The organism is Pseudomonas sp. W5-01, assembly GCF_046540435.1.
Taxonomy (GTDB): domain Bacteria; phylum Pseudomonadota; class Gammaproteobacteria; order Pseudomonadales; family Pseudomonadaceae; genus Aquipseudomonas; species Aquipseudomonas graminis_B.
On the sequence record NZ_JAXCIP010000012.1, the window covers coordinates 1 to 13,198 of the forward strand.

The following is a 13,198-nucleotide window of genomic DNA, read 5'->3' on the forward strand; positions in this document are numbered from 1 at the left end:
CACAAAAAAACCGCCTCTCGGGCGGTGCGTGTTTGCGTTTCTGTAATCAGTAAGCGGAAAGAATCAGGTTCCGTTCTACCCCAGACGGGGCGTCAACGTAGATGTCGGTTAGGCATTCAGGCTCCGGCCAGCATCGAGGTACACCGCGAGGAGGTTTACCAGCGTATTCAGCGTGAGCTCGGGGCGGCTGGTTGCATTCACGAGCGCATCAAGATGGTGGCCGCCGAAGTCGGTCCACGCTCCCTCTTTGTGAAGGAAAACCCAGCAGGCTTTGCTCCTGAGGATCTGGAGCAGGAAGGCTCAGGCTTCGCGAACAAATACGCCCAGTACGCCTACGTGGTTTTCCTGTCGGGATATCGCGCTGGTGTAGAGGCTGACCAATGATCATGTCCCAAGGCAGCCAGCTTCACCCGCGTGCTGAGTTCGAAAGCTTGGGCGATCGTCTAATCCGCTTCGGCCAGGCGTTGAAAGAACCAGCCACCACGGTGGGCCAGCTCACGAGCTTGGCCAACTCCTGCGGCATCCACTTGAAGCTACGCACGGTGAATGATTCGTATGGAAAGCATGATGAATAGCTCATGCGCCAGCCATCCAGTGCGCCTGGACAATCGCCCACCTGAGTGCTTCATCATGTGCGACGTGCAGGGTGGCGTAAGTTTCCTCACTCACCATCGAGCCATCGCTCGTATAAATGCCGACGAAGATGAGCGTTACTGGCTCAGAGACATGAATCCGAATGTCGAGCTGCGTGCCGCCTGGCAAAATCTCGCTATATCTGAAAGCACTGAGCCTTCGCTCGGTCCACTGATGAAACTTCAAGCCTCTTTGGCGCATAGGGCCTCCTGCGGTCTGATGCCAAACGATAAAGCACGCCGCACCGTCCCGCCAATCAACTCAGTTGGCGCGGATTGGCGCGCACGTCAGCTTTAGACGGATAGCAAACCTGACGCGTCAGGAGTCACTCAATGCGCTACATGACTATTAGAAAATTTGCCAGCGAGTCTGGCTACAGCGAGGACGCTATCCGCTCGAAGATCCGTGATGGAATTTGGCGGCTTGGCGAGATTTGGTACAAGGCTCCGGACGGCCGGACGCTGATCGACACAGAGGGATATGAGTCATGGGTAGAGATGGGCGGGGAGTTCGGGCGATCTCCGATTCGAGTATCGAAATCACGTTCATGTATCGGGGCGTCCGGTGCCGCGAGCGCATCACGCTCAAGCCCACCGCCACTAATCTGAAGAAAGCCGGGCAGCACAAGGCGGCGATCGAGCATGCAATTTCCATCGGCACGTTCGATTACTCGGTCACCTTCCCGGGTTCGGCCAGGGCTGCTAAGTTTGCGCCGCAAGCATCGCATGAAACGGTCGCCGGTTTCCTGACCAGGTGGCTCGCGTCGAAGAAGAAGCACCTTTCCAGCAGCACCTACGAAGGCTATCGCAAACTTGTCGAGCACCGACTCGTGCCAGCCCTCGGCACGCACATGATGGTCGATCTGAAGCGGAAGATGATCAAGGACTGGCTCGACACGCTGGAGATTGGCAACAAGACGCTGAGCAACATCCAGAGCTGCCTCCGCTCGGCACTCACCGAAGCGGTCGACGAGGAGTTGATTGAGAACAACCCGATGGCCGGATGGACGTACAAGCGCAAGTCGGCTCCGGCAGATGAGGATGACGTTGATCCATTCAGTCCGGAAGAGCAGCGAGCGATCATTGCCGCCCTCGCTGGCCAAGCGGCAAACCTAGTGCAGTTCGCGTTATGGACTGGTCTCCGGACGAGCGAGATGGTTGCGCTGAATTGGGGGGACGTTGACTGGATACGTGGAGAGATAATGATCACCAAGGCTATGACCCAAGCGGCAAAGGGGGTTGCAGAGATACCGAAGACGGCATCAGGCCGCCGAGCGGTAAAGCTACTTGGTCCAGCTCTGACGGCATTAAAAGCGCAGAAGGATCACACCTTCCTAGCCGGGGATGAGGTGTTCCAGAATCCTCGCACTCTCGAACGCTGGGCTGGTGACGGACCGATCCGGAAGACCATGTGGGCACACGCGGTGAAGAAAGCTGGTGTTCGGTACCGGCGGCCGTACCAGACCCGCCACACATACGCCTCGATGATGCTATCTGCGGGCGAGCATCCGATGTGGGTCGCTCAGCAAATGGGTCATAGCGACTGGACGATGATAGCGAGGGTGTACGGCCGATGGATGCCAAGCGCGGACGAAACCGTCGGCTCAAAAGCTGAGAAGTTGTGGTATGCGAGCTCTGCCGAAGCGGATGCCAATATAAATAGCAAGCCATACAACTAAATATTTCTCTCTGGCAGGCTAAGCTTTATGTCCTAAGCACCGATACAACGATATGAGCGCTCATATCGGACGGTGATTGCATGTTTAACAAAAGGCTGAAAAGCACGGTTGCTAGTCTAGAAGCTGAGGTTCAGAACCTACGGAGCGCACAGGAGATGCTTGCTCAGGAGATGCTGACGATCACCGTCGATCGCAACATGAACATTATCCAGGTTGGCGAAAAGTTTGCGGCTTTTCTGAGCAGAGATAAATCATCGCTCCTAGGCCAACCATTGGGGAGCATCACGCCTCCATATGTCAGCGAACTTCCCTGCTACAAAAATTTCATGAAAGCTATGAAAAATGGCACCTCGACATCTGATGATTATAGATTCATCAAAAATGACAATACTCTTGTCTGGATGCGTGCGGCATGGAGACCATCGATCGATGTCACTGGCCAGGTCATCGCCATGACATGCTACGGCTTTGATGTCACCGAATCTATCGACAAGCATCAAGAAGAGAGCGCACTCATTCAAGCTTTGCTGAGATCTACAGCGGTCATAGAATTTGACATGGCAGGCAATGTGATTACCGCTAACGACCACTTCCTAAGGGCTGTTGGCTATTCACTCGCCGAGATCAAGGGTCGACATCACCGTATTTTCTGTGACCCGACACACGTGGGATCACCGGAATATGAAAGCTTTTGGAATACTCTCAGGTCAGGGCGCTTTGTTGCCGATCGCTTCAAGAGAATTGACAGTCACGGCAATGAGATCTGGCTAGAAGCCACCTACAACCCAGTCCTAGACACTCAAAACAGGCTCTATAAAGTCGTAAAGTTTGCAACACCAGTCACTGATCAGGTGCGTCGAGAGCAAGAGGTCAATGACGCGGCAAATACCGCCTTCGATATTTCGCAGCGAACTGATGCTACGGCGATGCGTGGAGCTGCAGTAGTAAAGGAAACGGTTGCTACGATGAATTTGATCGTTGATCAGGTCACGTCGGCTTCAAACGGTATCGAGGCGTTGGGAAAACAGTCATTATTGATTAGCTCAATTGTTCAAACCATTGGAGGCATTGCGCAGCAAACTAACCTCCTGGCATTGAACGCTGCTATTGAAGCGGCAAGGGCAGGAGAACAAGGACGAGGATTCGCGGTGGTGGCTGACGAAGTTAGGCAACTCGCGGCCCGCACAAGCTCCGCCACTGAGGAGATAGTTACCGTAGTCCAAGAGAACCAGTCCTTGGTAAATCAAGCGGTGTCTGGCATGGGTACTAGCAAATCGCAGGCAGAATTAGGTCTGAACCTTGCTCAACAAGCGGGTAGCGTGATTTTAGAAATTCAAGCCGGGGCTCGTGAAGTTGTTGGGGCGGTGGAACGTTTTTCAAAACAGCTATGACGGACCGATGCTAGACAATGACAGCTTTATGCCAGCCTTCGGACTGAGGGCCACGTATTTCAAGGCTTAGCTGGGGGTTCAAATCCCCCCGGCTCCACCAAATCCTAAAAAGAAGACGTCCTTGGACGTCTTTTTTTGTGGCTGAAATGCGATTAACTCAAGAGCCCATGCACTGCCAGGCACTGCAAAGGTGTAGTGATTTGCGGCCGCGCAACGACTCGATGCGCTTGCTGAGCTTAGGATTGAACCGCCAGCGCCAGCATAAGCGGCAGGCTCATCCGATTCTTCAGAAATGATGGACCGGGGCGGTATTGATCGGCTAAATAGGATCACCTGTCGAGTTGCGCTTGGGCTTCCTGCTCTTGGTCGATGCAACCTGACAATATTTGGTAACTCCCGCCTACTGCTTTCGCTACTCGATCACAGTAAGCCATTATTTTTGGCGAAGCGTTCTTGGCAGGGATCTCAGCCCGAGCATCCGCTTCTTGCTCTCGACAGCCGAGCTCGATCTGAGCACTACCCCCCACTGCATCCGAAACTTTTCCACAGTATTTTTTCATGTCGTAATCAGCGGCTTGAGAGAAAGCGGGCAGGCAGCTAAGGCACAAGATCAGGGAAAGTTTGCGGTGCACAGTCGGAATCCTTTCGTTGGTGAGACCAGACAGTGCCATCATTCGGCTGGGCATTTCAATGACCAGCTTAGGACCTCACAAGATGAATGTATTACGCAGACATCCCCTTGGCGCTGATAGAGTCGGCTGACTTTGCCCTGACAGCCCCCCCCCAGACAGCCCGATGACCGCTCCGCCCAGCAAGGGGTTGCCAGCGTGATCCGGTGTCCCGGCATCCAAGACTAGCCGCAAAGAGCCGCCCTTGGCTCGAATCCAAAAAGACACCTACTGATGTCTGTTTTGCTTGATGCCAATGGCTATGAGCATTCAGGTGCTCTGGCATCTGTTGGTAAGGGTTGGCGAGGTTTGATAGCGACGTTAAGCTTTGCCCCTGACATCAATCAAATCCGCACGATCAGTTGCAGGGAGCAGGAATGGCATTTGATACTTTTTTATGGATAGACGGTCTGGATGGCGATTGCTCGGACTTCGAGCATAAAAACTGGATAGAGATATCCGCGTACAACCTCGCCGCTACTCAAGCGGTCTCCAGAACAGCGAGCTCGGCTGGCGGTGCCACAGTAGGCCGCGTTTATTTAAGTCACTTCAGCGTTGTAAAACGAGTGGATGTTGCAACACCTAAAATACTCGAAGCCTGCTGCGCGGGACGGCACTTCAAAAAGATAGTAATGAGCGTGTATAGAGCAGGTGGAGAAAAACAAAAATTTCTGGAGATTGTATTCGAGGAAGTTATCATAAGTGGCATCCACAGCGGAAATATTTTCGACGCTGCGGCCTTGTTATTCCCTGAAGAGGTCGTATGGTTTGATTATGCCAAAGTCAACATTGTGTACTCCCAGCAAAGCCGCATCACCGGGCTAATCACAGGGCAAATCTCTGCCGGCTGGGACCAAACCCGAAACAACACTTACGCATAAGGACGGTATAAGTGCCTAATATATATTGCTATGACGGCGATTGTGGGCTTACGGCGGATCAGTTGCTCTGGGTGATTGCCGCTGAGACGACAATGGAAGAATTTGGTCTAGACGATGTAGCATCTGCGTTGGCAATCGTTAGCGGGGCTAATGTAATTCCAACTCGGGGGAAGCCTGGGGGCGCGATTCCGAACACTTCCGTAGCGTCTGTCCTTTCCCGACGCGTGCTTAGAAAAACAAAGTTCCCTGGCGGGTATCGGGCACCAACAGTTGTTGGAATGTGGCCGCCCAGATTAAGACGAACCCCTTATCTCGCTGCATTCGTAGGGCGTGCCATACCTGTATTCGGATGGGCTTACACTGCCGCCGAGCTAGGCCTAATAGGCTACAAGACTGTCGTTACCTACAACGCTATTGTGCGCCCTGAAGATCAGGTATTTTGAATGAACAATAATGAAGTTGATTACGAACTGCTCGGCAAAATAATAGAGTGCATTCACGAAACCTTTGAATTCAGCGCAACCGCATTTAAAGATTTAAGTCTATCCACGGATATCAACCGTGATCTAGGCATTGAAGGCGACGACGCCAACGAGCTGATGCCAGAGTTTTTCCAACGGTTCTCGGTGAACATCGATAACTATGACCCTTACAGATACTTCGTGCCAGAAGGTTTTGACCTGCTCTCTTTCAGGCGTGGCAAGGAGAGACAGGGGAAGATACCAATTAAGCTAGGGATGTTGTATCTGGCCGCCAAAACACAGACTTGGGATCCGACTCTGCTGGAGCAGGTCAGCTACAGCAATATCCCTTTGTACAACAGTAAGACCGACATACCGCTGCCAGGGTATGAGATATAGCGGCAAGGGTCTCTGTCGTGAATGGTACATACCTCAAACCAAAAAATTATTTGGCCACGTCGTCAGACTCTAATCCGCAATTGGATTTGCAGCCCCTAACACCCCAAAACCAGGACCGCTCATGAAGCAATGGATTGCAGCATTCCTCACCCTACCCCTATCTGGCTGCGGCACCATCATCACGCTCTACAACGGGCCGGGCGCAGCGGACAATCTGGCCGGGTGGCATTCGTATTGCTCTCAGATCCCGCGCGTTTACAGCGGCTTCGCTTACGGGTATTGCACCATGGATGCGCCGGAAAGGTATGGCGTCCATGATTCGGCTCCGATCGCTGCGGCCGACATGCTGCTTTCAGGGATTGCAGACACCCTCGTCCTGCCCTACACGATTTATCAGCAGAATGAGCTCGGTGTTATTCCGGTCAAGCGCAAGCAGCGCTGATCAGCACGCCGTCAACATTTCGCCAAAAGCCATAAAAAAGCCCCGCTCGAATCAGCAGGGCTTTTGGGTTCACCGCGAGTCGATCAGACCCCGCCCTTCCCCGGCAACAGCTCATCATTCCCACGCCTAGTGGTTGGCTCTTCAGTCACCGGATCGTTCTCGGTCCGCGCGGGCTCAGTCGGGTCTACCTGCGGGTCAGAGACATCGGGCGATTCCTCATTAAACCCAAGATCCTTATCCGGATCCGTCTGCGCGCTGGTCCCTGTAAGCGAAGTGTCATTAGCCATGAATTCGATCTCCTCGTTTACGTGCGAGTTGTCCGCACCATGACCATGAGAAGCCCACAAGCGCGCCAAGTGCCGCGGATTAGACGGGCGGTTTCGAAATCGCCTGCCCATCACACGGCTCACCAACTCGCACGAATGCCGATACTGCCGCTGGCAACCGCCAGTTCATTGCTGTCCAGCTGGGCGGCGTAGTCCACCGCGAAGTACACGCTTACTCCCTTCGCCACGCCAACGATCAAGCCAGCGCCAATGTCGGTGGATGAGGACCTGTGTCGGGTTTTGATCCGGTCGACGCCGTTGTAGGTCACGGTGTCCTTGCCATCCAGCACCTGCCAGACGTTCGCGCGCAGATAGGGTTCGACGGGCAAGTTGTCGATCAAGTATCGACCCTTCAAGCGCGCGCCGACTCGGCTCGTCCAGTAGTCCTGTGAATCAAACGAGACGTCGGAGATGCCGTCGTTCCGGCGGTCGAGGTCGATCCGTTGAAGGATGACCTGCACTTGGGGTTGAACGACCCAGCGTTCGGAGACGGCCATCGGGTAGCCCGTTTCCAGAGACAGGCTGATGGCGTGGCCGTCGGTGTCGAGCCTGATGCCTTGATCGGATCGGCTGCTGCCGCCGAGACGCGTGCCCATGGCGACGGCGTCCAGGTACCAGCCGCCCGGGTCGACCAGGCTCCAATAGGCGCCGAAGTGATCGCCGTTGATTTTCATGCGGCCGGCTTTTGTGCCCTTGAAGCCTTCGGCGAATCCCTCGACGCTGCCTTGTAGCCGGCTCTGGCCGACGAAGACGCCAGCGCGTTGCACCCGGCCGGAATCAGTCGGTGCGACATACAGGTCGTGGCCCACTTGGTAGCCCTTGGTCGACCCATCGAAATGCGGCGAGGCATCGCCGGCCCAGTCCCTGCGTATGTCGCTGCCATACAGCCGCGCCCATCCGCCGGGCGCACCGCTGAGCAGGTTTTGATCGCCCTGACGATCATGAAAAGTACCCAGCGCTTCACGCGCCATGATCTGCGCAGCCGGCACGAACACCGAATAGATCGGCACTTCCAGGCGATATAACGGGATGGGCTCGGCGCCGGGCGACGCCGTTGGCAATGGTGCCGTTAACGGGGCCTGGATTGGCGAGACAACGGCAGGCGCAACGGAGGGTGTAACCGGAGCAGCAGGCGGTGGGACGGGAGCAAGGGTCGGTGGCTCAACGGCCGGTTCGTCCGGATCGACAGGGACCGGAGGCACTGGCACTGGCACTGGAACGGGAACGGGAACGGGAACAGGTGTTGGCGTTGGCGTTGGTATAGGCGTTGGTATAGGCGTCGGTATGACAGGCGACGGCGTGACGGGCTGGGGTGTCGGATCAACCACAGGCGGTGCGGTGGGCGGCGGTACGCTCAATGGGCTTCGGACCGCAGCCACCGAAGAGCGCAGGAACCAGCTGTTCTCGGTCCCGGCCGTCACGCCGCCCTTGAACAACTGATAGCGGTAAGCGCCGGCCACGACGCGGTTACCGAGCACAAAAGCGTCGTTGGTGCTGGTCGCTCCATTGACGGCCTGCACCACTTCGATGCCGTTGTCCTGTGTCAGTCCGCCCAGCCCGTTAAGGTTGCTGATGCCCAGCTGGGTGTTGCCGCTGATTGCCCCTTGGGACACCACCAGTCGGTCACTGGCCGAGCGGTCGTCGCCTAGAACCGTCTGCAGCAGCAACCGGCCGTTATTGCCCAGGTAGTTGCCGTACACGGTAAGTGTGTCGCCGGCCACGACGCTGTTGGCGGTCATATCGACAGTCCCGGCGTTGTTCAACGAGGCGAGCTGCCCTGCGGCGTACGGGCGAATGGCGCCTTGGGTCACCTCCAGCGTACTGGAGCTGTCGATGTTGAACGTGCCGGTGTTGCTCACGCTGTCACCAAGAAAGAGGTCGGTGTCGAGCGTGAAACGCGACTGCCCGGTGAGATCAATCGCTTCCCACCCCAGGTAGCGCCCGGCCCCGGCGCTGAGGGTCTGGAAAAACGTCAGTTGGTCATTACCAAGTCCGCCGTCTAGCAAAGGGTTCGAACTCAGCGTGCTTTCATTGAGGTTGCTGATTGAGGCGCGGTCATTGCCGTCGCCCATCAGCACGGAGGACTGGATCACTCCGCCCCCGTTCCACGCGAACGTGTCGTCGCCGAAGCTGGCGCGGATTTCGCCGGATACCGTCCCGCCGTTCACGCTGATGCTGTCGTTGCCGCCACTGACGCTGATGTTGCCGCCAATGCTGCCGCCCGAAACGACAATGGTGTCGCGGCCGAAACCGGTGACGAGGTTGCCGATGATCCGGCCGCCCGACATGTCGAAAAGATTGTTGTCGAGCTTCATGTCGACGCGGCCAATGGTGCCGCCGCTGAGGGTCGCGACATCACCGTCTTCAAACGCCCCGACGATGGTCCCGCCGCTCATGAAGAACACGTCGCGGCTATCACCCTGCGCCAGTGACTGGAGGGTGCCGCCGCTCATGAAAAAGTTGTCGATACCGGGACCCTGCATGAGGCTGCCGGTGATGGTCCCGGCCTCCATTACCATCACGTTTGTGCCCGCGCCCTGGTTGATGGCGCCCTGCACCCGGCCGGAGCTCATGACAATCCGGTCGGCGCCGTTGCCAAACAGGATGTTGCCCGTCACCACGCCCGTGCCGCCAGTTGGAAACGTCAGCACGTTATCGCCGGCCAGATCGATCAGGCCCGGACTGGTGCTGCTGTCGCATACGTAGTTGTCATTTCCTGTCCCTGACACCAACGTGCAAGCCGCTTCGATCGGCGTGACTGGCAACAGCATTGATACACAAGACACACGGAGAAACTGGCGGAAAAATGCCCGATCGGGCTGTTTCATCACAACGTCCTGCGGAATGACCCGCGTGCTTACATCCCTATAAAGAGCGCACTCAAGCAAGTGCGTCCAATTGTCGCCCTGACAGTACAAGCGAAGGATACAAACCCCGACATGTCAAACGGCGCGAGCCTTATCCACAGGTGCGTTGCGGGAAAACGCCGCTTAGGCACACGCCTGAAGCCTTCGATCAGCACCGGCTTGTGACCCGGCGACCGCGCCCGGCCGCGGTTGTGACAACGATGACAACGGCGTAGAATCCGCAACATCTCGTCGCATCTCCCCATACTCATAATATTCAGCTGACCGCATGCACCGCCCAGGCACACGCCTCGAGCGGTCTTTCTGCTTGTCGGCGTTTTTACCGGGGAAACGGCAAACCGAATTCTTCAGGAGGGCATTCGTTTTAATGAATACCACTAATGCACACACCGGAAGTTGGCTGAGCGTGATCGCGCTGGCCCTGGCAGCGTTCATCTTCAACACCACGGAATTCGTACCGGTGGGTTTGTTGAGCGCCATCGGTCATAGCTTCGACATGACCACCGCCCAAGTCGGCCTGATGCTGACGGTTTATGCGTGGATCGTGTCCCTCACGTCGCTGCCGATGATGCTGATGACCCGCAACATCGAGCGGCGCAAGTTGCTGTTGTTTGTGTTTCTGACGTTCATCGCCGCCCATGTGATGTCGAGCCTGTCATCGAGCTTCGGCATGCTGCTGGTCAGTCGCGTCGGTATCGCAGTGGCCCACGCCGTGTTCTGGTCGGTGACCGCATCGCTGGCGGTGCGAGTGGCACCGGAGGGCAAGCAGGTTCAAGCCCTCGGTCTGTTGGCAACCGGCACAGCGCTGGCGATGGTACTCGGCATTCCGCTGGGACGCGTGCTCGGCGAAGCGCTGGGCTGGCGCGCAACCTTCCTGGCGATTGCCATTGCCTCGGGCCTTACAGTGTTGGTGTTGATGAAGTCGCTGCCGCTGCTGCCGAGCCAGAACTCGGGCTCGTTGCGCAGCCTGCCGATGCTGTTCAAGCGCCCGGCGCTGATGTCGCTCTACCTGCTGACGGCGCTGGTGGTGACGGCGCAGTTCACGGCCTACAGCTACATCGAACCGTTCGCACAGATCGTGGCGAAGATGAATGGCGACATGACCACCGTTATCCTCTTGCTGTTCGGCGGCGCCGGGATCGTCGGGTCGGTGATCTTCAGCCGCTACAACGACCGTTACCCGCGCGGCCTGCTGATCACTGCGATCGGCGCCCTGGCGGCGTGTCTGATTCTGCTGCTGCCGCTGTCCGGCAACTCATCGTCGATGGGTACGCTGAGCGTGGTCTGGGGCATGGCGATCATGTGCTTTGGTCTGGTAATGCAGTCCAAGGTCCTGGCGATGGCGCCGGACGCCACGGACGTGGCCATGGCGCTGCATTCGGGCATCTACAACATTGGCATCGGCGGCGGCGCGCTGTTGGGCAGCGTGGTGATCAGCCAGCTCGGCGTGGCCAACATCGGACTGGTAGGCGGGATGGTCGCGATCAGTGGTTTGTTGCTGGCGTGCCTGGCGACACATCGCTATGGCGAAACCATTCGGGCATAAAGACGAAACGCCGAACACAGTATGAAAGGCGGGAGCGACCGTGATGTCGCTCAAGCTTCCTCGCAAACAGTTGTGTATCTGCCAGACAGCCAGCGTCTGAAACGCCGTATTCGTGAGCAAGCTCACTCCCACATGAACTGCGTTCGCCGCGCCACGGCGAACGATCCATCATTCCCATCGATAACCAACATTCCCGCTAATGCCTTCCGCTCAAAACTGATGGGCGTACCATCGCCCTCACACCCAAACACGAACCGAGGGCAGGAAAATGATCGTTCATCTCCTTACTTGCTTGACGCTCGCAGCGCTCACCAGCTACGTCGTCGCCCTCAAACTCTTCGATCTGGGATCGGTCTTGATGACCGCGGACGATGAGGACAGTCGTGTTGTGGCACCGGCAAACTAAGGCCAAGTAGCTGACACTTATCAGCACCTTTCACGCTTTCAACGTTCTGTTACATGCGGAGCAATCGACATGACCCGAGACGTCACGTTGCACGTTAGTTTTCCAACATTTGGAAAGAACTATTACTCACAACATGTCATCGCCCGCAAGAACAGCCACGGTCTCGTTGAGGACAATCGCTTCGGCGCCTTCATGATGCGTTCGGCGGAAAACCACTTCAGCAATGAGGTGGTGGGCTTCAACGCTTTTATCCTCTCTCTTGAAATGTGCTGATCGTGAAAAACCTCCTGCGTAGTTTTATCCCCCACTCGCTAAACACCCACCCTGCCGAATGGTCGCGTGCCGCCATCGGCGCGTGCCTGGGCATCTTCGTCAGCGCGGTGTTCTGCCGCGAGTTGTACGGCATCGACATCACGCTGCACCTGCTGGGGCCGGTGGGCGCGTCGGCGGTGCTGCTGTTCGCGGTGTCGACCGGCGCGCTCGCTCAACCGTGGGCGATCCTCGGCAGTTACCTGATCGCCGCGCTGGTGGCGCTGTTGTCCATCAGGCTGCTCGGCAACACCATTAATGCCGCTAGCCTAGCGGTATGCTCGTCCATCCTGCTTATGTGCGTGCTCCGCTGTTTGCACCCGCCCGCTGCTGCGGTCGCGATCTGCATCGTCACCTCGAAGAACGAGCTGTCGCCCATGGGCCTTCAAGTGCTTGGCCCGGTGATGCTCAACGCAGTGTGTCTGCTGGCTGGCGCGCTGATCTACAACAACCTGACCAGGGTGCGTTACCCCAAGGCGCAGGCCAGTGAGCTGCCGACGCCCGAACAGGTGCCACTCAACAGCGACGGCTTCAACGCTGAAGATCTCGACAAGGCGCTGGAGGAAATGGGCGAGTTCGTCGATGTTTCTCGCGAGGACCTTGAGGAGATTCTGCACAAGACCGAAGCCCATGCGCTGCGACGCAACCGTTCCGATATCGACGCCGCCCGGATTCTCTCGCGCAGTACCCACAGCCTCTCGCTGGAGCATTCGATGGCTGACGCGATGAAGATGCTCGCCAAAAATGACAGCAAATATCTGCCGGTGCTGGATGGTGACAAGAAGGTGGTGGGCATCATCACGCTGGTCAACTGATAGCCAGCGTCGGGCACCCACTGGCAGAAATCCGGAATCTGAGGTCTGATGCACAAGGCTCGTACCGATAACGAGCCACACCCCTACTTCTGCGGAAACCCACATGAAACACGCCCTGCTTGCCGGCTTGCTCCTGACTGCATGTGCCCTGCCCTTCACGGCAAATGCCAACGACGACAACAATCAGTGCCAGATGAACCTGAGCAAGGTTCGTGACGCGAAAGTCGCCAATCCCCATCTCAGCGATGCGGTCAAAAGCGATATCGACACGACCGTGCACCGCGCCGAAGCGGCCCTGGCGCGGCACAACGATGACGGCGGGCGTGAATGTGTGGCGCTGACGCAGCAAGCGCTGCAGAAGGCCCAGAGCAACTGA

The 13,198-nt window shown here is 56.9% G+C and carries 14 protein-coding genes and 3 pseudogenes; 13 read left to right on the plus strand and 4 right to left on the minus strand.

The genetic code is table 11. The features are described from left to right. Positions 1-69: 69 nt before the first annotated feature. A pseudogene (locus tag SLW75_RS25940) lies at positions 70-186 on the plus strand (carbon storage regulator); the annotation flags it as partial. A 194-nt stretch (positions 187-380) separates the two neighbouring features. After that, entirely contained in the window at positions 381-575 is a 195-nt protein-coding gene (locus SLW75_RS25945; RefSeq protein WP_410935798.1) for a hypothetical protein, read from the plus strand. A gap of 1 nt (position 576) precedes the next feature. On the opposite strand, the gene SLW75_RS25950 is transcribed toward SLW75_RS25945, so the two are convergent. Continuing rightward, complete coding sequence (locus SLW75_RS25950) at positions 577-834, minus strand: hypothetical protein (RefSeq protein WP_192133079.1); 258 nt, start codon at positions 832-834, stop codon at positions 577-579. A 286-nt stretch (positions 835-1,120) separates the two neighbouring features. On the opposite strand from SLW75_RS25950, the gene SLW75_RS25955 reads away from it, so the two are divergent. The 3 genes and pseudogenes from SLW75_RS25955 to SLW75_RS25965 form a co-directional block, all read left to right on the plus strand. Then, entirely contained in the window at positions 1,121-2,311 is a 1,191-nt protein-coding gene (locus tag SLW75_RS25955) for an Arm DNA-binding domain-containing protein (protein WP_410929608.1), read from the plus strand. A gap of 170 nt (positions 2,312-2,481) precedes the next feature. Continuing rightward, a pseudogene (locus SLW75_RS25960) lies at positions 2,482-3,168 on the plus strand (PAS domain-containing protein); the annotation flags it as partial. 99 nt (positions 3,169-3,267) lie between these two features. Continuing rightward, positions 3,268-3,702: pseudogene (locus SLW75_RS25965) on the plus strand (methyl-accepting chemotaxis protein); the annotation flags it as partial. 329 nt (positions 3,703-4,031) lie between these two features. Here the strand turns inward: SLW75_RS25965 and SLW75_RS25970 are convergent. Next, on the minus strand, positions 4,032-4,334 hold the full coding sequence (locus tag SLW75_RS25970) for a hypothetical protein (protein ID WP_410929607.1): 303 nt from the start codon (positions 4,332-4,334) through the stop codon (positions 4,032-4,034). 413 nt (positions 4,335-4,747) lie between these two features. Between SLW75_RS25970 and SLW75_RS25975 the strand changes: the two genes are divergently transcribed. From SLW75_RS25975 to SLW75_RS25990, 4 genes are all read left to right on the plus strand, one after another. Next, the gene (locus SLW75_RS25975; protein ID WP_410935799.1) at positions 4,748-5,251 is read left to right on the plus strand and encodes an Hcp family type VI secretion system effector; all 504 of its coding nucleotides are present in this window, start codon (positions 4,748-4,750) and stop codon (positions 5,249-5,251) included. Positions 5,252-5,262: 11 nt separating this feature from the next. Continuing rightward, positions 5,263-5,694 carry an STM2901 family protein gene (locus SLW75_RS25980; protein ID WP_410935800.1) on the plus strand — a complete coding sequence of 144 codons (432 nt, stop codon included), beginning with the start codon at positions 5,263-5,265 and terminating at the stop codon, positions 5,692-5,694. Further along, positions 5,695-6,111: a DUF1493 family protein gene (locus SLW75_RS25985; protein WP_410935801.1), complete on the plus strand. Its 417-nt coding sequence runs from the start codon at positions 5,695-5,697 to the stop codon at positions 6,109-6,111. A gap of 121 nt (positions 6,112-6,232) precedes the next feature. After that, positions 6,233-6,553, plus strand: a complete 321-nt coding sequence (locus SLW75_RS25990) for a YceK/YidQ family lipoprotein (protein WP_410935802.1) — start codon at positions 6,233-6,235, stop codon at positions 6,551-6,553. 83 nt (positions 6,554-6,636) lie between these two features. On the opposite strand, the gene SLW75_RS25995 is transcribed toward SLW75_RS25990, so the two are convergent. Continuing rightward, positions 6,637-6,951, minus strand: coding sequence for a DUF6021 family protein (locus SLW75_RS25995; RefSeq protein ID WP_410935803.1), 315 nt, complete (start codon positions 6,949-6,951; stop codon positions 6,637-6,639). A gap of 8 nt (positions 6,952-6,959) precedes the next feature. Further along, positions 6,960-9,650 (minus strand): autotransporter outer membrane beta-barrel domain-containing protein, encoded by a 2,691-nt coding sequence (locus SLW75_RS26000; RefSeq protein WP_410935840.1) that lies wholly within the window; start codon positions 9,648-9,650, stop codon positions 6,960-6,962. 463 nt (positions 9,651-10,113) lie between these two features. Between SLW75_RS26000 and SLW75_RS26005 the strand changes: the two genes are divergently transcribed. The 4 genes from SLW75_RS26005 to SLW75_RS26020 all read left to right on the plus strand — a co-directional run bounded on the left by SLW75_RS26005 (position 10,114) and on the right by SLW75_RS26020 (position 13,198). Next, on the plus strand, positions 10,114-11,292 hold the full coding sequence (locus SLW75_RS26005) for a sugar transporter (protein ID WP_192133090.1): 1,179 nt from the start codon (positions 10,114-10,116) through the stop codon (positions 11,290-11,292). A 475-nt stretch (positions 11,293-11,767) separates the two neighbouring features. After that, positions 11,768-11,971 (plus strand): hypothetical protein, encoded by a 204-nt coding sequence (locus tag SLW75_RS26010; RefSeq protein WP_410935804.1) that lies wholly within the window; start codon positions 11,768-11,770, stop codon positions 11,969-11,971. 2 nt (positions 11,972-11,973) lie between these two features. Continuing rightward, the gene (locus SLW75_RS26015; RefSeq protein WP_410929600.1) at positions 11,974-12,822 is read left to right on the plus strand and encodes an HPP family protein; all 849 of its coding nucleotides are present in this window, start codon (positions 11,974-11,976) and stop codon (positions 12,820-12,822) included. Between the two features lie 103 nt (positions 12,823-12,925). After that, positions 12,926-13,198, plus strand: a complete 273-nt coding sequence (locus SLW75_RS26020) for a hypothetical protein (protein ID WP_065987633.1) — start codon at positions 12,926-12,928, stop codon at positions 13,196-13,198.